The 19,918-nt window shown below is 40.4% G+C and carries 15 protein-coding genes; 13 read left to right on the forward strand and 2 right to left on the reverse strand.

The window, feature by feature from the left end; translation table 11 throughout:
* The first annotated feature begins 383 nt into the window (after positions 1-383).
* Positions 384-1,619, forward strand: a complete 1,236-nt coding sequence (locus tag ACFINZ_RS06870) for an MFS transporter (protein WP_375701272.1) — start codon at positions 384-386, stop codon at positions 1,617-1,619.
* A 659-nt stretch (positions 1,620-2,278) separates the two neighbouring features.
* On the forward strand, positions 2,279-2,674 hold the full coding sequence (locus tag ACFINZ_RS06875) for a hypothetical protein (RefSeq protein WP_375643227.1): 396 nt from the start codon (positions 2,279-2,281) through the stop codon (positions 2,672-2,674).
* Between the two features lie 1,226 nt (positions 2,675-3,900).
* Here the strand turns inward: ACFINZ_RS06875 and ACFINZ_RS06880 are convergent.
* Both ACFINZ_RS06880 and ACFINZ_RS06885 read right to left on the reverse strand, forming a co-directional pair.
* Positions 3,901-4,269, reverse strand: a complete 369-nt coding sequence (locus tag ACFINZ_RS06880; RefSeq protein WP_375701273.1) for a helix-turn-helix domain-containing protein — start codon at positions 4,267-4,269, stop codon at positions 3,901-3,903.
* 1,709 nt (positions 4,270-5,978) lie between these two features.
* On the reverse strand, positions 5,979-6,347 hold the full coding sequence (locus ACFINZ_RS06885) for a helix-turn-helix domain-containing protein (protein WP_375638512.1): 369 nt from the start codon (positions 6,345-6,347) through the stop codon (positions 5,979-5,981).
* Between the two features lie 789 nt (positions 6,348-7,136).
* On the opposite strand from ACFINZ_RS06885, the gene ACFINZ_RS06890 reads away from it, so the two are divergent.
* From ACFINZ_RS06890 to ACFINZ_RS06940, 11 genes are all read left to right on the forward strand, one after another.
* The gene (locus tag ACFINZ_RS06890; RefSeq protein WP_375684134.1) at positions 7,137-7,481 is read left to right on the forward strand and encodes a hypothetical protein; all 345 of its coding nucleotides are present in this window, start codon (positions 7,137-7,139) and stop codon (positions 7,479-7,481) included.
* A 651-nt stretch (positions 7,482-8,132) separates the two neighbouring features.
* Positions 8,133-9,494, forward strand: coding sequence for a PBSX family phage terminase large subunit (locus ACFINZ_RS06895; RefSeq protein WP_375631846.1), 1,362 nt, complete (start codon positions 8,133-8,135; stop codon positions 9,492-9,494).
* On the forward strand, positions 9,494-11,326 hold the full coding sequence (locus ACFINZ_RS06900) for a portal protein (protein ID WP_375684125.1): 1,833 nt from the start codon (positions 9,494-9,496) through the stop codon (positions 11,324-11,326). The genes ACFINZ_RS06895 and ACFINZ_RS06900 overlap by 1 nt, the downstream gene beginning before the upstream one ends.
* 279 nt (positions 11,327-11,605) lie before the next feature.
* The gene (locus ACFINZ_RS06905) at positions 11,606-12,379 is read left to right on the forward strand and encodes a hypothetical protein (protein ID WP_375636945.1); all 774 of its coding nucleotides are present in this window, start codon (positions 11,606-11,608) and stop codon (positions 12,377-12,379) included.
* A 241-nt stretch (positions 12,380-12,620) separates the two neighbouring features.
* Positions 12,621-13,739: a N4-gp56 family major capsid protein gene (locus ACFINZ_RS06910; RefSeq protein WP_375643242.1), complete on the forward strand. Its 1,119-nt coding sequence runs from the start codon at positions 12,621-12,623 to the stop codon at positions 13,737-13,739.
* An 83-nt stretch (positions 13,740-13,822) separates the two neighbouring features.
* Positions 13,823-14,518, forward strand: coding sequence for a hypothetical protein (locus ACFINZ_RS06915; protein ID WP_375633311.1), 696 nt, complete (start codon positions 13,823-13,825; stop codon positions 14,516-14,518).
* 32 nt (positions 14,519-14,550) lie between these two features.
* Complete coding sequence (locus ACFINZ_RS06920; RefSeq protein ID WP_375633310.1) at positions 14,551-14,682, forward strand: hypothetical protein; 132 nt, start codon at positions 14,551-14,553, stop codon at positions 14,680-14,682.
* A gap of 131 nt (positions 14,683-14,813) precedes the next feature.
* Positions 14,814-16,277: a hypothetical protein gene (locus ACFINZ_RS06925; RefSeq protein ID WP_375683824.1), complete on the forward strand. Its 1,464-nt coding sequence runs from the start codon at positions 14,814-14,816 to the stop codon at positions 16,275-16,277.
* A 281-nt stretch (positions 16,278-16,558) separates the two neighbouring features.
* Positions 16,559-17,041 (forward strand): hypothetical protein, encoded by a 483-nt coding sequence (locus tag ACFINZ_RS06930; RefSeq protein ID WP_375634552.1) that lies wholly within the window; start codon positions 16,559-16,561, stop codon positions 17,039-17,041.
* Positions 17,038-18,177, forward strand: a complete 1,140-nt coding sequence (locus tag ACFINZ_RS06935) for a tail fiber domain-containing protein (RefSeq protein ID WP_375655324.1) — start codon at positions 17,038-17,040, stop codon at positions 18,175-18,177. Before ACFINZ_RS06930 ends, ACFINZ_RS06935 begins: the two co-directional genes overlap by 4 nt.
* Positions 18,174-19,178: a phage tail protein gene (locus ACFINZ_RS06940; RefSeq protein ID WP_375639968.1), complete on the forward strand. Its 1,005-nt coding sequence runs from the start codon at positions 18,174-18,176 to the stop codon at positions 19,176-19,178. The genes ACFINZ_RS06935 and ACFINZ_RS06940 overlap by 4 nt, the downstream gene beginning before the upstream one ends.
* Positions 19,179-19,918 lie beyond the last annotated feature (740 nt).

Genomic DNA, 19,918 nt, shown 5'->3' on the forward strand with positions numbered 1-19,918 from the left:
TTGATTTGTGTTGAGCCTGATGACGTGCTGTCGTTTGAGAAGTGGTTGGGTGTAAGCTTTATTTTGTGGGGAAAGTTGCTTTTTATTGTGGGATTGTAGACTAGTGCTGGTTGGGAATTTTCATTCTTTGAAACGTGGGGCGGAGGTCAATGTAATAATATGGAAGATTGTGATCTCATAATTTTTACATTCTTTCTTTTTTTAAAGATATTACTTGATATTAGAGTAAATGCTTATATCAAGAGGAGTATTTCTTTAAAAGTTTTCACTTAACTTATTAAGCGATTTATTAGAATAAAAGACTCTTCTGAAGTTCATATCACCAATTGTATCGAAGGAAGTGTAACTTTAAGTGTAGAAAAGTTTAATATCGGATGGTTGGTATGAATTTGTTTTTAAAAAAGAGTCCATTAGCTCTTTTTTGCTCTCTCTTTATTTCTAAAGTTGGAGATTATGCTTATGAAGTTGTTTTTATTTTACTGGTCTTAGAATTAACAGATAACACCTTTTTTACAGGTCTTGTGTATTTTTTTCGATTTATCCCTTTTCTCTTTTTTGGCCCTATAGGAGGTTGGTTAGCGGATAATTTTTCTTTGAAGAAAAATATGATCTTAAGTGAAGTTGTTAGATTATTAGCTTCATTGTTTGTTTTTATAACCACTATAACAGGTACGGCACATATCATTGTTCTTATTTTTGCAGCAATATGTACAACGATAGGAAGAAGTATTTTCCAACCAAGTTTTCAAGCTGCTATTCCCAGAATGTTTTCAATAAAAGATCTTACAAAGGCCAATAGCATTGCTCAAATTATCATGGAAACGGCAGCCGTCATTGGCCCTTTGGTTTGTTCCATACTGCTTTTTTTAGCAAATAAATCGGCAGTACTCATTTTTGATTTTTTTACCTATTTTATATCTATTATCATGTTATTTAATCTCATGAATTTAAATTCAAGCGAGAGTAAATCATTCAATTTTATAAAAATTTATCGAGAAACAGCTTCATATCTTAAATATATTTCTACAGAAAATAATAATTTATTTATTACGCTCGTTGGATCGTCGTTTGCTATTCTCTTTACGGGTGCTATTTTAAGATTTTTAATTCCAGCTTTTGTTCTTTTTGTGGGGGGAGAGGAGAGCCTTGTGAGTTATATTTTTTCTCTCATGGCTGTTGGAACTATTGTTGGTGGTTTGTTCTATAGTAAAATTATATTAAATATTACATCGTTGAAGCTCATGATATTTTGGCTTCTTTATGGGGTTATCCTGTTTGTTATGCCCTTAGCTGCTGGACTTTATTTAAAATTCCTTCTCGTGTTAGCATTTGTTCTGGGATTTATTGGTGCCTTTGTGGATATTGGTTTAGTCTCAGCTATTCAATTATATTCTCGTCGTGAAGATTTTGGTAAGAGTTTTGGAACCTTTTCAACTTTAGCGAACTCTGCCGAAGCAATGTCTGGCTTTATTGCGGGACTTTTGGTACTCGTAGGATTGTTAAGCTCTTTTTTAGCTATGTCCGCATTAATTATTTCCACCGGAATTATTGGCGTTGTAAAAATTAAGAAAAATAAAGAGTTAACACCTCTTAACACGACAGTCGATGACGACCATTGATATATTTGATATCTCCATGCCGTTTCTTTTTTCTAAAGACGGTTCGCTCATTATCTTATTCATGAGGTAAAAACACCGCTCTTTGAAGGGGGTGATCTGAAACGAATGAGTGGTCAGTGGTAGAAACTTGCTAGGCAAGCATTTGAATTCTTTACAGACCGTTGTTTATAGAGTGGTACGGGGCGGTGAACCTTTCCTTGGCTTCGTTCTGTAATGATGTAAAAGCGTAAAAATGTGAATCTGTAAAAGTGAAGTGGGGGATTTGTGGTTTATATATTGTGCGTGTTTTTGGTCACTTTGGGCTTTTGGGGGCGCGGAATGTGGTGAGAAGGATTGGGGGGAAGTGTTTTCGTGAATGGAGGGGAAATGAAGGGTGCTGTGCGTTGGTTTATGTAATGCAACACACCATGAAAGTAAGTATACATATACTATATGCTTTACATGTGTTTTTTCGTACTTTTAACATATATATTTTGTGTCTTAAACATAAGCTTTGAGTACTATGAGAGATGGTGGTCGTTTTTTTAAACAAGCGAGAAAGTGATTAACTAATGCTTGATAGTAAAGAAATATGTTGTTAAGGCTATTCTTTGAAAGGAGGCTCTTATTTCTGGTGTAGGAGCTTTTCAGGAGAGAATGCAATTAATAGGGGAGTTAAGATGTCAAAATATTTATTTCCGTTACCGCTTGTATTGGTGGCTGGTTGTGCATCTATCAGTAATTATTCATCAAGTTATGTCGGTCCAAATATTACGAAAGATGATGTAAAATTAATTGCTAACGATTTTGTTCGTAATCTTAAAAAACCTTTACCGCCCGCTACAACAACACTTATTGTGAAAAAAAATAAAACAGAAGACAACTTTACTCCTGTATTTATTGATCTTTTGCGACGGAATGGATATAACGTAATCTATACAGATCAACCAAACAAACAGCAGAATGGTGTAATCTTGACTTATCAAATAACGCCAATAAAGACAGGTATCATGTCTATGGTTTCTTATGATGAGGTTGGAGTAACGCGTTATTATATCCGCACTTATAATAGATGAAACCCCTTTGCCGGTTTGTCTCAAAGAAGTAGATAATGAAGAAATGTGTTTCAGGGGAAGTGTTGGGATTGAATTAATCAATAAAAATTTGCAGATGTGAAAATTGCATATTCAGACGATAGTTATTCATCGTCTCGTTTACAATTTCAGTGTTGTAACGAAGAAAGATGTCGTTTTATCTGTTTGCATTTCTTCATGTTCTGTCTCAGTTATATAGCGCTTTTATCGTTTCTGTCTTATAGAAAATTACTTTCTGTTCTACGGCTCTATATGCCAATCTAATAGTCAGATCTGATCAATTAAATTCATATGAGCTCTTTACAGAAATCTGTTGTTTGAGATTGTTGTAAAGGTGTTTTGTTTTTATCAAATTATCGCGTGGTGGTTTGGGAGTTTCCTTTGGCTGCGTTCTGTAATGATGTAAAAGCGTAGAAATGTGAATCTGTAAAATGAAGCGGAGGATTTGTGCTTTGTGTGGGCTTTTATCATGGCATGGAATGTGGTGCGAGGATTGGGGGAAGTGTCTTCGTGAATGGAGGAGAAAGTTGGGATGAAGAGTGCTGTTGAAGTGCGTTTTCTGGAGAAGAGTGTGTGGGGAATGGCTGTGAACAGATTGCAGAGTTGATGTGTAAAGAGATGTGAAGAGAGAAAAATTGTGGTTGGCGTTTATATTCTATGCGGAGCTTAACAATTATAGTTGCATCTATATTTGTATGGGGATATCCGTGAAATGGGTGTGAGAAGCATTGAGAAGTGTTTTTTTTAATAAGTGGGTGAATGAGCAATACAATGAAAGCCTATTTAGGGGGAAGCCCATTTAGAGGGGGAAGGCTATTTAGGAAAAATCCTATTTTAGCTCTTGTTGTTTTAGACATTGTGTTTTGTATGAGGGGAATTTTGCAGGGAAGGGTGTTTTGAGGGATGTGGCTTCCTTAAAGAAAAACACAAAAATATCAAAAGAAAAATATAAAAACTTGACAAGGTAAATGTAAAAAGGTATCATAATGATACAATCGGAATTGTGCGTTTAAATCAGAAGAGTCTTTTGATAAGATTCTGTGAGAGGGGTGGGGATGTTTTTCCAAGGTTTTGGTGTTTTTATCCTATTTTGAAGTTTGTTATCCTATGATGTCGTAAACCGTTTTTTGAGATGTGGTGATATCAGGCGGGCAAGGCTTTAGGCAGAGGGGAATATTGGCAAAGGATGTCGATTGATGCGCTTTTGCCTAATCAGAAATTAACCACAAGATTGCTTTTTGTTTTTTCGCTTCGAGCTCTCTAAAGTTTTTCAAAAGTGCGTGTTCTTTTTCGCTGTATGTGTCTTGATCGTGGTGTAAGGCATGTTCTTTTGTGGGAATATCTGCTGTTAAAAGGTCCGCATAAAAAAAGTTCATAGGAACCTCTAGTTTTTTAGCAATTTCGAGCAAACACCCCGCGCTTACACGATTTAAACCTTTTTCATATTTCTGGATTTGTTGGAAACTGACACCTAAATGGCTTCCTAATTCCTTTTGAGAAAGTCCCATTGAAATGCGTCTGTGACGGATTCTTTTACCTATTGAAATGTCATTAAAATGTGGATTTTTTGTTTGCACTTCAAGCTCCCCTCCGGTTGCGAGCGCCCTCGCATGAGTATTCCGGGAGTTTGAAAGCACTGAGCTCAGCCAGCCTTTTGCTTTTAGTGCTGACAAGCACTTGGACATAGCAAAAGCTCCCGGAATTCCGGGATACCCGCAAAGCGGGATAAATTTATGTACTGAGCGTTCGGGCTTTCAAATCCCTATTTGACCGTTGCGTGGACGATCAAAAACACAGATCAATTCATAAGGCAATTTCAGAAGATTGGCAAGAAAAATCAAAATAATTTCAAAGACTATAAGATTGGGTACTTTTTAAAAAAGTGCGAAATCTGGATTTTTAGTTTGCACTTCAAGCTCCCCTCCAGTTGCAAGCGCCCTCGCATGAGTATTCCGGGAGGTTGAAAGCACTGAACTCAAATCAGCTTTTTGCTTTTAGTGCTGACAAGCACTTGGACATAGCAAAAACTCCCGGAACTCCGGGATACCCACAAAGTGGGGTAAATTAACGTTTGAGTTTTCGGGCTTCAACTCCCTATTGATCGCTGCGTAGACGATCAAGGCACCTTTTGAGTGATAAAGTAATTTCAAGGGATTGGCAAGAACAATTAAAAGATTTGGAAAATGAGAGCATTTTTTTGTATCTTAAAAATTATCTCATTATATTCTTATGCCTTATGCAGTAAAATATTGTCATTTGAGGTAGGGTGAGATGGAGGCATTAGAGGCAATGATATGCCGTCGAGGGACCTTCAAGCATATCAATTTATACGGTGCTTTTTGTGAGAGTGTCTGGATATTGGAGGGTAGGGGTTATCTGTCCGTGTCTGGTGAAACAGTATTCTTTGAGGGGGGGTGAGAGGTGGTTGCCCAAATGCAATGTGCTCGATAAAAAGTGGGATTGTTAACAGACTCTTGTTTATTGAGTGGTGGGTTAGTTTGGAAATTTTGTTTGGCTGCCTTTTGTAAAGATAGAAGAGCGTAAAAACGTGAATACGTAAAAGTGAAGTGAAGAATTTATGCGTTGTATGCTTTTGTCTTGGCATGGAATGGGGGGAAAGGACTGGGGAACGAGTCTGCAAATGAAGTCGAAAGCTAGGATGCAGAATGTGAAAATTGGCGCTGTGGGAGAAGCTTTTTGGTGTGTGTGAAGTTTTGTCTTTTGGGTGGGGTCTTTGCTTCGAAGCGGAATTGATCGGTATTTGTAGGAGCTTTCGCTCTTTGTGTTGAAGAGGGATGGGTGTAAGAATATTCAGAAAAGCCTTGCTTGTTGAATGTGGTGAAATACCGTTGCTTGAGGGGTATGGTGTGCTAATCTGTCTGAGTGGTTGGTAGGAGGAAACTGCTACAAGATGTCGGATTCTTGACAGAGCAGTGAAAGACGCTGGTGGAAAAGTTTCATTTGGTTGCTTTCTGTAAAGATGTAAAAGCGTAAAAACGTGAATCTGTAAAAGTGAAGTGAAGAATTTATGCGTTGTATGTTTTTGTCTTGACATAGAATGTGGTCGGAGAACTAGGGGACGCATTTGTGAATGGAGCGGGGAAAGCTGGGATGAAGAGGGGTATAAATCGCGTTGACTGGAGAAAAGTGTGTGAGGGAATATTTTAGGGCAGCGCTTATCTGTCGTGTCTGATAAAATTGCCTTCTTTGAGGTGTCGTGATCTGAAGCTTATATTTTAAGGGTGTTGGATATATTGGCGAGGGATGTTGATGGGTGTGCTTTTGTCTAATCAGAAATTAACCACAAAATTGCTTTTTGTTTTTTCGGCTGGAGCTCTCTAAAGTTTTTTAAAAGGGCGTATTCTTTTTCGCTGGTGGTATCTTGATCGTGGTGTAAGGCATGTTCTTTTGTGGGAATATCTGCTGTTAAAAGGTCCGCATAAAAAAAGTTCATAGGAACCTCTAGTTTTTTAGCAATTTCGAGCAAACACCCCGCGCTTACACGATTTAAACCTTTTTCATATTTCTGGATTTGTTGGAAACTGACACCTAAATGGCTTCCTAATTCCTTTTGAGAAAGTCCCATTGAAATGCGTCTGTGACGGATTCTTTTACCTATTGAAATATCATTGAAATGTGAATTTTTAGTTTGCACTTCAAGCTCCCCTCCGGTTGCGAGCGCCCTCGCATTGGTATTCCGGGAGTAGTAAAGTACTGAGCTCTAGTCAGCATTTTTGCTTTTAGTGCTTATCACACCTGGACATAGCAAAAACTCCCGGAATCCCAGGACACCCACAAAGTGGGTTCATTTTTACGCTAGAGCTTAGGGCTTTACTATCCCTTATTGATCGTTGCGTGGACGATCAAAATATCCTTTGAATGATAAAGTAATTTCAAGGGATTGGCAAGAAAATTAAAAGATTTTCTAGTCTGTTATATTGTAAAATAGGGATGTTTGGGGGCGGTAATCTGATGTTAGTAGGGGAATTTATTGGGTAAAAGGTTGGATGATAGTTTAAAATCGGTGCGGGGTGGAAGCTTTATTCAGCAGAGGAAAATTTGCTTTTTGAAGTCGAATTGTAGATCAGAGCTTATCTGGCGTGTTTGATGAAACACCATTCTTTGAAGTGTGGGATAGCCATATGAAATAATCAGCAGGGAAATTTGATAGACGAGAAATCAGCTTGTTGCAGACCCGTGTTTACAGAGGGGCGTGGGGATGGCGGTTTTTGAGTTTCGTTTGGCTGCGTTCTGTAATGATGTAAAAGCGTAAAAATGTGAATCTGTAAAATTATGCGGAGGATTTGGGCTTTATGTGGGCTCTTATCTTTTTGGGTGTGTCCCATTTTTTTTAATTGTTGAATGCTTGTCAAATTTTGTTGCTGATTTTTATGTCATTTTTTGTGTTTGAGGTTTTGGTTTCTCTTTAGTTGGAAGGAACATGATGATGGTAGATGAACATTGTCTTCCCTTACGTCGAAGAGGGCGGAAAAAAGGGGCTTTAAATAAAACAACAAAGCGATTTAATGAAGCTCTTTTGACAGCGGCGGAGCAGGCTGGATATCACTATGGTGAAGATGGGCTGGTGTCTTATCTTCAGTATCATGCTCTCAATAATCCCGTACCGTTTTTTTCGCTTCTTGCAAAAGTGTTGCCTCTTCAGGAGGCTGGAGAAGGGCAGGTTAAAACAGTTTCGCGTATCGAGATTGTACCAGTGAATGCAAAAAATAGCGGACCGGAGAAGCATAATACCTCGATAACTGAGGCTTGTGATATTGAAAAATGTTAGGCTTGGGTGGGTGATATCTTGGAAGGGGGCTGCTTTGGTGATTGCCTATCTTGAAGGGATTGAAGCGGAGGCTATCGTGCTTGTGGGCGCTCGTGATACTGGGAAGGGGCTTTGGTGAATGATGCTGTAAGGGACCGTGTGCTGGAGGGAATTTGGTGCAGGGTATTTGTGTGGTGGATATGGAACAGTGTTTTGATGGGTGGGGGGCATGAAACTTGAGAGAAGTGTTATGCTTGCGGGATGCATGTGTTTTGGTGGGGGTATCTTGGGGGATAAAGTGTGAGGATTGGTGATGCTTGAGAGGCATGATCTTGGAGGATGTTGGGCTTTGGATATGCCTGAGAGCCATGTGCTGAGGCTATGATTTGGTTGAGGGGATACCGTGCTTGTGGTTGGGGGATGACAGGCGCGGTGTTTGAGGGGGTGGGGCTTTTGTGCCTTGGGGGCTTGGGGCGCATAGGTGGGGTCAAGGGGATCTCATGCAAAAAAGTGAAATTTATTGAATATTAGGATGAAGAAAAGATAAAGCGCTGCTTTTGAGAAGGGCGTTTTTCGTTCAATTGCTCTTTTCGTTCAATTGCTCTGGGATCATTAAACTTGGGATAAGCAAAAGGGTGCAGCGCAATTATTGCTAAAGTATGAAAATTTATAATGACAACTGTTCAGAAAATTTCTCAAAAAATTGAGCAGAAAACGGCTCAAGTGGCTCTTATTCCAAAGCTTATTCCTGTCTTTACTGGAAATGCCGATGTGCGAGCCGCTTGGGGAGGACGCGGTTCTGGAAAAACACGTTCTTTTGCTTTGATGTCTGCTGTGGTGGGATATCGCCATGGAATGGCTGGAGAACGCGGGATTATTCTTTGTGCACGGCAATTTCAAAATTCTCTTAATGAAAGTTCTTTGGAGGAAATTAAACGCGCTATCGAATCTTATCCTTTTTTACAAGACTATTATGAAATCGGCGATAAATATATTAAGTCAAAAGATGGACGGATCGTCTATGTGTTTGCTGGGCTTGATCGCAATATCGCAAGTATTAAATCAATGGGGCGCGTTTTCCTTTGTTGGGTCGATGAAGCCGAGCCCGTGACAGAAACTGCTTGGCAAACACTTATTCCAACTTTGCGCGAAGAAGGAAAAGATTGGAATGCAGAATTATGGGTGACATGGAACCCATGCCATGAAAATGCAGCCGTGGAAAAACGTTTCCGAAATGTCGATAATCCTCATATCAAAGGGGTGGAAATCAATTGGCGTGATAATCCGCAATTTCCTGAAAAACTCAATCGTGATCGAATGGACGATTTGCAGCAAAGACCAGAGCAGTATAACCATATTTGGGAAGGCGAATATCTCCAAGCTGTCCAAGGGGCTTATTATCAGAAATGTCTTCTCGAAGCCGAAATGGAAGGGCGGATTACAACTGTTCCACGTGATCCTTTGATGCAGGTGAGAATCTTTTGGGATATCGGGGGAACAGGAGCAAAGGCCGATGCTACCGCATTGTGGGTGGCGCAATTCGTTGGACGGGAAATCCGAGTGCTCGATTATTATGAAGCCCAAGGACAACCTCTCTCAGAGCATGTGGGCTGGGTCTTTCAAAGGGGATATGAAAAGGCTCTTATGGTCTTGCCTCATGATGGCGCAACAAAAGATCGTGTCTATAATGTGAGTTTTGAAAGTGCCCTTCAACAAGCCGGTTTTCAAACCAAAATAATTCCTAATCAAGGAACAGGCGCTGTGAAAATGCGTATCGAAGCCGTAAGGCGGTTGTTTCCTGCACTATGGTTTAATCGTGAAACGACATGTGCGGGCAGAAAAGCGCTTGCTTGGTATCATGAAAAGCGCGACGAACAGCGCAATATCGGACTAGGCGCTGAACATGATTGGGCAAGCCATGGGGCCGATGCCTTTGGACTGATGTGTGTGGCTTATGAACAGCCAAATGCTAAAGCGCGAAAAAAACCTTATCGCTCGTTTCACCATTCTCAAACTTCATGGATGGCTTTTTAATGAATATGTCTACAGATTCTTCTTTTAATCAAATCGAAACGCTTGAAAATCAAGCACTATTTAAAAAACTCGTGGGTTGGTATCAGGATGATATTGATCATGTCGAAAAATGGCGAAAAAATGCCCAGGAAGATTACGATTTTTATAATGGACGGCAATGGAATGAGCAAGACTTGGCTGTCTTAAACGAACAAAACAGACCGGTCATGACTTTTAACCGTATTGCACCTTTAATTAATGCCGTGATTGGGGCTGAGCGCAATAATAAAAGACAAGTTCAATTTATTCCACGACAAGAAGGAGCAGCTTTTGCGAACCAGATTCTGACAGGGGCGGCTGAGTGGTTTCGTGATGAAGCTGACGGGGAATACGAAGATTCCGATGCTTTTCAAGATGCAATTATTTGCGGAATGGGCTGGACAGATACACGCCTTGATTATGAAGAAGATCCACAAGGAAAACCAATCATTGCACGCTTAGACCCGATGAAAATGGTGTGGGATGCAAGTGCTGTCAAGCCTAATCTCATTGATGCACAACGCTTATGGTATATTGATGAAAAACCCCTTGCTGTGGCGCAGGAAATGTTTCCCAATGTTCATTGGAGCGATCTTAATGCTGATTGGGTTAAACATCAGAGTTTTTTACATTCAACCAGCGATGGGATGACACAAAGTTATCAGTCCGAGAGGGGGTATCAAGGAGAAGAGGGGAGCGGCTATCAACGTCCTAAAATGGTGACATTGGTAGAATGTCGCTGGTTTGAACGCGAGGTGGTTTATAAAGTTCTCGAGCCTCTAAGTGGAAATTTTGTCGATTATTCAGAGCAGGATTTCCAAAATTTAAGCAAAACCTTTCCTCATGTCCAGGCAACAAGGTTGAACAGAAAAATTGTCAAACGGGCATTTTTAGGTAGAAAGCTGCTTGAAGCGCCTGATAAGCCCTTGGTTCCACCCAATCAATTGGGATGGGAGTGTATTACCGGTACTTTTGATAAGTTAAGCCGGCAATTTTACGGAATTGTTAAGCCAACAAAAGATCCGCAACGGTGGGCAAACAAATATTTTAGTCAAGTGATGCATTTGCTCAATAGCCAATCAAAAGGCGGAATTATGGCAGAACGCGATGCTTTTGATGATGATCGACAAGCTCTCGAGAGTTGGGCTAGAGCCGATAGTATTACTTGGTTGAAAAGTGGTGCTGTGTCTGGGGGAAGAATCCAACCTAAACCCGTGGCACAATTTCCGCAAGGGTTTTTCCAATTGTTTAATGAAGCAAAGAGCGCTCTCGAACAGGTGACGGGGTTGTCTTCTGAATTTATTGGGACGCGAGCTGTCAATCAGCCTGGCATTCTTGAACAACAACGGCGACAATCGTCACTTAATCTTTTAGCTTCCTTTTTTGATGGGTTGCGTCGATATCGGCAACGACAGGGAAAAATTATTCTCTATCTTATTCAAAATTATCTGTCCGATGGGCGGTTGGTGCGTATTGCCGGTGATGAAAATGCCCAGTATGTGCCGCTGACACGCGAAATGGTGACAAGCTTGGAATATGATATTGTCGTGGATGATGCACCAACAAGTCTTAATGAAAAAGAGCGTACTTTTGCACTGATCATGCAATTGCTGCCTTTGATGCAAAATTTTGCAACGCCTGAGATTATGCTCGATCTCTTACGCTATTCGCCTTTACCGGCTTCACTTATTCATAAAATTGCGATAAAGGCGCAAAACTCTTTTCAAGAAGAGCAAAATGCCTCAGCGCAGATGGGGGATAATGTGGGGGCAGACCAGATAATGCAGATGTTGCAGACACTAAAGGCTCAATAATAGGACACTTTGTCATGCGTGACTTCTGATAAACGCCATATATCATAAATTGCTTATCGATTTTCGTAGTGCATGGGCTCCCTTTTCTCAAAAGAACTGTTTTGTAGGGCAGGACTGTTGGGAAAAGCAGGGTGGAGAAGGAGTTTTGCTGTCATGGTGGGGGAGCCATGGGGGAATGCTGGTGCTAAATGATGAGAGAGCATTGAGGGGTAAATGCTTATGGGCTGTTTTATCTGAAAAATTTGATTTTATTGTTAAAAAAAAGAGAAGGCTAATGTCATGGATCAAGAACACTTAACGCCGGCAGAACAAAACCAATTGAAACAAGATTTTCTGGTCTCAACACAAGAGGGAGAAGATGGTGAAATTGGAAGAGAAGAAAAAACTCTTGAAGATAATTTTCAAGGGCAAATGCATCAACAACAGGACTCTTCGCAAAAGGCTGGAAAAGAGGTTCAAGGGGGAGAAGATGCTCCACCAGATCCACAAAAAGACTTTATGGGCTATATGCAATGGTTGGGAAAAACACTCCAAAAACAAGGGCTTGTACATGAAAAACAACAGCCTTCTCTTGCTTTGGAAGCAGAACAGTTGCATGCGTTTTTTCAGCAGTCTGTTGCCAGTGTTAAACAAAAGCATGATGATTTTGATCAAGCAGCTGATTTTATTTATGAAACGCGGGCTAAACAGTTGGCAGCTTGTGCTTCGCTCTATCCTGAGATGGCCGATCCCAAAAATATTGATGCGTTGATTGGTGATGAGTTGAAGCAGATCTTGCGCGATTGTGCGCAAAAAAATCAAAATCCGGCTGAAGTGATTTACTCTATTGCACAAAAAATTGGCTACACAAATGTTCCCAATAACATGGGTGAAAATTTACAGGAAAGACACAATTCTGCACGTACTCTTGCTGCTTATAACGGCTTGACGCCAAATGGGCCGATTTCTTTGGATATGCTTGATAAAATGTCAGAAGCAGAGTTTAGCGCTTGGGTTTCTGAACCTAAAAATAAAGCTGCTTTTAATCGTTTAATGGGTGGGAGAGAATTTTAAAAACAAGAATGTGGCAGGTGCTTTTTGCGGGAACGTGGAGCGGCTTTTGGCGCAGGAGAATGCGGGGGGATTTCTCAAACACGGATGTGGAGAGGAGAGCTCTTATAAGGGGGAGGCAGACGCTAACAGAAATTAGATAAAACTCACGAACAACATATTCACCATTTGAAATGAAATGTGGTGTTTTAACAACCGGCGCTTTGCCGGGTTTTTTATGTCAATAAAACTTTTAGAGGACAAAATGACTGTAACTTATATCGGACTTAATGACCCAATGGCAGTGCGCACATGGTCTAAATTACTAAACCAAGAAGTCTCAAAAGCACTTCCAATTGCACCGTTGATTGGAAATGATTCAAACAGTATCGTACAATTAAAAGATGAAACTACGAAAGCAAGTGGGGATGCTATTAGCTTTAATTTGCGTGTGCAGTTGCTAGGCGATGGGGTGAGCGAAGGGCAGACATTGGAAGGCAATGAAGAAGCTTTACAGTTTCTCAATGATCGCTTGGCAATTAATGAACTCGTTCATGCTGTGCGTGTCAAAAATGAGGGAACGATTGATCAACAACGAATTCTTCATGATTTGCGCACCGAGGCAAAAAATGGTTTGGTTGATTGGTATGCAGATCGTCTGAGTATGATGTTCTTCATTCAAGTTTGCGGGTATACCGCAAAAACAATTAACTTTGAGGGACGTACGATTACTCTTAAACCTGTCCATTATGGGTTTAATGCGCCAACGGCACCAACCAATAAACGCGTGGTACGTCCTAATGATAAAGCAAAAGATGAGGACTTAAAAGAAGACGATGTTTTTGATCTCAGCTTGATTGATAAAGCAGTTGAACGGGCTAAATTGGCAAATCCTAAAATTAGACCTGTGCGGCTCGATGGGGAAAATGTCTATGTGCTTTATCTCCATCCAACCCAAGTGACACAATTGCGAACCAATACAGATGCGGGGCAATGGCTCGACATTACCAAGGCAATCTATAGTGGAAGTCGTATCAAAAATCCGCTCTATGATGGATCGTTGGGCATGTATAATGGTGTGGTTTTGCGCGAAGCTGAACATATTACCGAAGGGGTTGAATCTGGGACGGCAAATAAAGCTGTGCCAAATGTGCGTCGTGCTGTTCTGCTTGGTGCGCAGAGTGCTGTGATTGCTTTTGGTAAAGATCGAGGAGCAACACGCTATAAATTGGTGGAAGAACTCTTCGACTATGAAAGAGAATTCGGGGTCGCGGCAAAAACCATTATTGGTATGAAAAAAACTTGCTTTACCTTGCCAGGAAGTACGCAAGGGGCTCAGGATTTTGGCACTATTGTCATCCCAACTTATGGAGCACCCGCTTAAAGCGAATTTTTGCTCTCTTCCCCCAACAAGAGGGATCTGTTGGGGGAAAAATTTAAAATGCTTCCAGAAACAAGGACAGGCTTATGACCACTTTATCCACTGATCCCCAAAATCTAAACCTTACACATTCAGATCATTCTAAAACTTTTGCTTATATGGTCGCGCTTATTCAAGATGAAATTGACGATACAACAGCGGAATATTCCCTGCAAATTCAAGATTCAATTTTTACGGCTTTGCGTTTGTGTGAACGCGAACCCTTTTTCTTTAATGAAAAAAGAGAAAGGACGTTTAAAACACAAAGTGGTAAAACATGGTATGGGCAAGAAGAGGGGGTTTTTATTGAATCAGAAAAGAGTTTGGAGGGCGTCTTTTTAGTAACAAAGGATGCAACACCAACAAAGTTGTTCTTTAAGCCCTTGGAAGTGTTGCATCAACAATATGGTATGCATCCTGCGCTAGGAACGCCATTCTTTTATACGTACCTTGATCAAAAAATAGGACTCTTTCCAACACCAGAACATGTGGAAACTGTACAGCTTTCTTATGCTCCTGTTCATTTTGCTGATGAACAGTTGAGAGAAGACGATAATCCTTGGTTGATTTATGCTTTTGATCTTATTAAAGCACGGGCAAAATATGAACTTTATAAAAATATTCTTAAAGATCCTGAATATGCCGCCGTTTCTTTCAGAGATTTTCAAGAACAGCTTCAAGCTTTGCGCATTGAAACATCGCGCCGAAAAGGTTTTTCAAAGATTCGCCCAATGCGTTTTTAAAAGACTTTTTTCCAAATCGTTTATGGCTGGCGTTGAAGGTTGGTTTGGCACTGGTGGCTGGTTTGTCGCTTATGGTTGGATGCGCGTTGGGTGTTGATGGTGAAGGGCTGGTGGATGGCGTTGGGGTGGCTATTATTTATGGTATCGTTTTTTCGGTGTGTTAAACAACTTTAGGTTGTTTGTTTTGTTGAATTTTATGCCTTTAGAGTTTTAAGGGCTTTTGTGGTTTTTATTATCAATAAGCCTTGGTGTTTTGAATGGCACTGGGCTCTTCAAAGATTTTATGGGGGTCTTGATGGCTTTTTTCCCAATCGCTGATTATCGACCCGATGTGGCGGATATCAATGGAATTTTTACCGATGAACTTGTTAATGTGCTCCCGGCGGATGGCTCCTATATCCCTATGCCAAGTTTTGAACCTTTATCAGAGCCTTGTCCGGAGCCAATCTTAGGCACTCTTGCGGTTAAAACAAAAAATGGGGTTTCTATTATTGTCGGGACAAGAGATAAAATCTACTTACTTGATAATACAACAATGAACTGGAAAGATATTAGCCAAAAAGGAAAATCTTATCTGGCTAATGTTGATGCTCCGTGGTCTTTTGCTTTGTTTGGTGATTTTATCATTGCGGTGAATGCCAATGATAAACCACAAGTGATTGATATTAACCATGATAAAACATTTAGAAATTTAGGAGGAAATCCACCACAGGCAGGGGTTGTTCGAATCTGGGGAGATTTCGTTTGTTTGATGAAATTAACCGAGCATCCAAGAAGGGTTCATTGGTCTGGATTAAATGATGCTGAATTTTGGACCGTGGGGAAAAAAAGTTGTGATTATCAAGATTTTCCTGATGGCGGATTCGTCCAAGGGGCAACGGAGACAACAAATCCAATTATCTTTATGCGTTCTGCAATCTATGCCGGTTCTTTTATCCCTGGCTCTAAGATTATTTTTAGTTTCCAAAAAATCCACGATAAACGAGGCGCAAAAAATGCTGAATCAATTGTTTGTAGAGGCGATTTAGCATTCTTTGCCGATGAGGGCGGGTTTTATCAAATAACAAATGAGGGACAGATTATACCCATTGGGTTCGAAAAAGTCGATCGAACGATGACCGCAAAATCAAGGAAGGATAATCTGTACACTCTATCTGCTGCTATCGATGGGGTGTATAATCGTGTTTATTGGATGGTTGATTCTGATGAGAATCTTCATAAACGTATCTTGCTCATTTATGATTGGGGGTTGCAAAAATGGACAAAAGCTCTCGTCGATATCAAAATGGTATTGCCTATTTTCTTAGCCGGAACAACCCTGGAAGGTCTTGATTTTGTGACTAAGAATATTGACGATTTATCCTTTTCTCTTGATAGTAAAGCTTGGAAAAATGAATCGCCTATTCTGGGGGCATTTGATCAACAGGGAAGACTGGGTTCGTTTTCTGGGTGTCCTATGGCTTGTGTTGTGACATCACAAGAAATGGGGCAGACAAATGGCATGATAACACGGGTGAAAAATATTATGCCTCAAGTCAATAGTGGAAAGTTTTATTTGTCTGTGGGAATGCGCTTTCGACAATCTCTTGAAGAGGAAACTGTTTGGTTACCAGAAAAACAGCCTTCTTATAATACTGGACAAATTCATTGTCGCGCAAGGGCACGGTTTTATCGCTTTAAATTGCGTATTCCTGAAGGGGTGAATTGGACTCATGTCACTGGATTTGATGTGGAATTGACGCAGGCCGGCATGCGATAGGCATGCCCTTTTGTAATACCATGCGATAGGCTCAAGCCTCTATTATTAAAGAACAAATGCCCCATAGGCTTCCCAAACCTTTATAAACAAAGGCACAAGGTGGTGCGTTATGTTTCATGCTTTTCTGCGATAAAGGAAAAATAGGCAGCACCATGGTTTATTTTTATAAAGAAGAAAGTTCCTCCTTTGTTGTGACAAAGGGATGATGGAGACTTTTTTCTTTTATTGTGCGGGGGGCATGGAATGCGTGAAATGCGTAGGGGGATGTTATTTGAGGGGAGATGAGTGACACAGCTAAAAGAGCTAAAATTATGATGCAAGAGAGTCAAGATTTATATTCTGCTCATCTGACAGAGCGGTGGCCATGGGAAAAAATAGCTCCCTATCAAGAGGCTCTCAATACTGCATTGAAAAAATATGTTCAGCGCTTTCCGGATGATGTTTGTCTGGAAAAAATTGCTGAAGAAATCGCTACAGGACAAGCACAATTGTGGCTTGTCTTAAAAAATAAAATCCAATTTAGTGCTTTTGCAATTACCAAAGTTGAAATAACCCATACGGGGAAAAAATGCGTCATTCTCTCTGATCTTGCTGGAGAGGGAGGGCTGAAATTGGTCAAGTTGATTGATGAAGTCGAAAAATGGGCGCGAACAATTAATGCTGAAGAAATGCACATGTTTGGAAGAACTGGATGGGCGAAAAAGCTCGCTCATCACGGATATTCTCGTAATCTTATTCAATATAGAAAGGTTCTGAACCCATGAGTAGAAAAACCACACCTCAAGTGCAGACAACAACACAAACAAATGCTCCACCTGCTTGGGCGGCTGATATTCTTAAACAAGCCAGTGCTGATGCACTTGGACTTTATAATAAGGGAATTGGCGGAAACGTTTATCAGGGAGACAGAGTCGCTGGTCTTAGCAATATGACAAAAAATGCGCTGACCGGTTTACAACAAGCAGCAGGGCTCTATAACAATCCAACGGTAACGCAATGGTTGAGTGCACCAACCAACAGCGCTACAAATCTTTCCGGTATGGCTAAGGGAAGCTGGATTGGAAGCAATAGTAAATTTAATACTGCATTGCAAAATGCTCTGAATAAAACGTCCGATGCAATTAATCAATCGATGTCGGGAGCAGGACGTTATGGCTCTGGGGCTCATACTGGTGTGCTGGCCGATGAGTTAGGCGCCTTGGCAACAAATGCTGCAGCACAGCAATATAATCAAGATATTAACAATATGATGAATGCAAACCAGATGATTGATCGCTCTCAGAATGATCAAGTTAATGCGGCAAATAGCTATTATCAAGGACAGAGTAACGTGCAAAGCAATGCTTTGAAAGGGGGTATGATTCAAGATATAAACCGCCAAAATGTCTTAGATGCTGAACGCCAAAAATGGTCAGAAAAAGATAATCAAGATTGGAACCGATTGCAAAGTTTGTTACAGGTAGGAACACAGGCTGCTGGAAATTACGGAACGACTTCAGGAAAATCCACGACAATGCCTTCTGTGACAAAAGATCCATTGCGTGATGCGCAGCAAGTACTTGGATTGGTCGGAGGAATTTTAGGGCTTTGTGATGTGAGAACAAAAGAAAATATTATCCCTGTGGGGCAGAAAAAGGGATATCCACTTTATACCTTTAATTATAAGGGAAATCCACAACGTTATCAGGGCGTTATGGCGCAAGATGTGTTGCGTGTGAACCCTGAAGCTGTTTATGTCAATGCGAAAACAAAGTTATTGCATGTTGATTATGACAAAATAGGACTGAAAATGGAAAAAATGAAAGGGGAGAAAATACCGGCATCTAAAAATAAAATTGCGGCTTTCTTTTCTTCATTTTTTGCTCGCTTTCCCTTTTTGAATAAAGAGTATCTTTTATGAGTTCGATTTATGATTGGTCAATTGTTGCATCAGAAAATGCTTATGTCGACGAGAATATAAACTGGGCAGAAGGGCAACCGCCAAGCACAGTCAATGATAGTGCTCGCGCTATGATGCAACGCATCAAAGAATATTTGTTGGATAATGGAGGCGGGATTGAAACACAGTTTACTGTCGATGTGGAAAACGAGAGAACGTCACTTCGTTTGGCAACAAAGTCTTTTTTTGAGACTTATATGGATGGCATTGTTGTGCGCTTTAAAGCACAAGGCGTCAACAGAGGAATAACAAATATTTCTTTAAATCAATTGCTACCACGACCAACTTATATGGCAACGCCAGAGGGTATTATGCCTTTAAAGGGCGGAGAAATTCAAAAAGGGGGACTTTATGAAATTGTCTATACGCGTGATATTGCCGGAAAAAATGCTGATGGCTGGTTTTTAACCAATCCTACTATAAAACTTCCTGAAATTCCGCCCTTTCCTCCTTTGCCTGAAACTTTTTCTTCTGGATTTATCGGGACTTTTGCTACAGAAAAAATACCCTCTGGATGGTTACTGTGTGATGGTAAAGAATATTCGCGAAGGAACTATGCCAATCTCTTTGCTGTTCTGGGAGAAACATGGGGAAAAGGAAATGGGCAAACAACATTCAATGTTCCCGATTTGCGTGGAATGTTTTTACGGGGGCTCGATAGTGGAAAAGCAATTGATAAAGGACGTCGCTTGGGAAGTCGACAAGAAGAGTCTTTTAAATCTCATACCCATGAAGGAAAAACAGATTCGACAGGTAACCACCAGCATAGTTATCCAATGATTGAAAAGGTAGTTTGGGATATGAATCACGGTGAATATTATAGAAATCTGGCTCAAGTCTACAATAAAGATCGGTTAACGAAGGCTGCGGGAGAGCATGAACATAAGGTCTTGTTGCAAAAAACAGGGGGAGATGAAACACGCCCCGTCAATATGGCGGTGGTTTATGCTGTCAAAGCCTGAGAATGAAAGCTTTGAGAGAAAGATAAAAATACTTACAAAATATTTGTTATGAAAAAAAGTCTTATTGAATATAAAGTCTTATAGAATATATTGTGTAGAAAGTTTTGAGGCGCTTTAGAAAAAAACTCAACTCTCTTTATTTTTTTATTTTTTGTGCTGCCTTTGTTGGATGTCTAAAGGTAAGTTTGCCTATTGTTCGTTAGAGGATCAAGACAGTGATTATTGAAGGTAGGGGGAGAACAAAAACCCTTTCTTTATTCATAGAGTTTTTGCTGAGGAATAAAGACTTTATCCAAAATGCTTCTCTCTTGTGGTATCGTGATACATTATTAAAGCGTTGGGTTTAAAGCGCTGCTGTGCGATGACAAAAAGCCCATGGGTAAAATTTATTCTATTATGTTATGCCGTCAAACACCGTCATAAAAACACTATTATTGAAGCTGGTGATATAAGGAAAATAAGACATACAATACTTGATCCATTTAAGTATTGAAGAGACATCTATTCAGTGGAGGGCTTGCTTGGTTAAGCCTTATGCAAGTGAATCATATAAGTGAGCAGCAGACGGAATCCCTTCAGAGTAGTTGGATTGTTTTATAAACCGATGTGGGGCTAAAATCTTTGTCTTTTGAGGTGGCGGGAAGAGGTCAACGGATATGTTTATTTAAAGCGAGAAAAGGCAAAATGGTACTCTCCCTCTTTTGGGTAGAGCGTGTATGCAAAAAGCATTCTTTTTTTCA

It is taken from the genome of Bartonella sp. AA81SXKL, from assembly GCF_042196945.1.
Taxonomy (GTDB): domain Bacteria; phylum Pseudomonadota; class Alphaproteobacteria; order Rhizobiales; family Rhizobiaceae; genus Bartonella.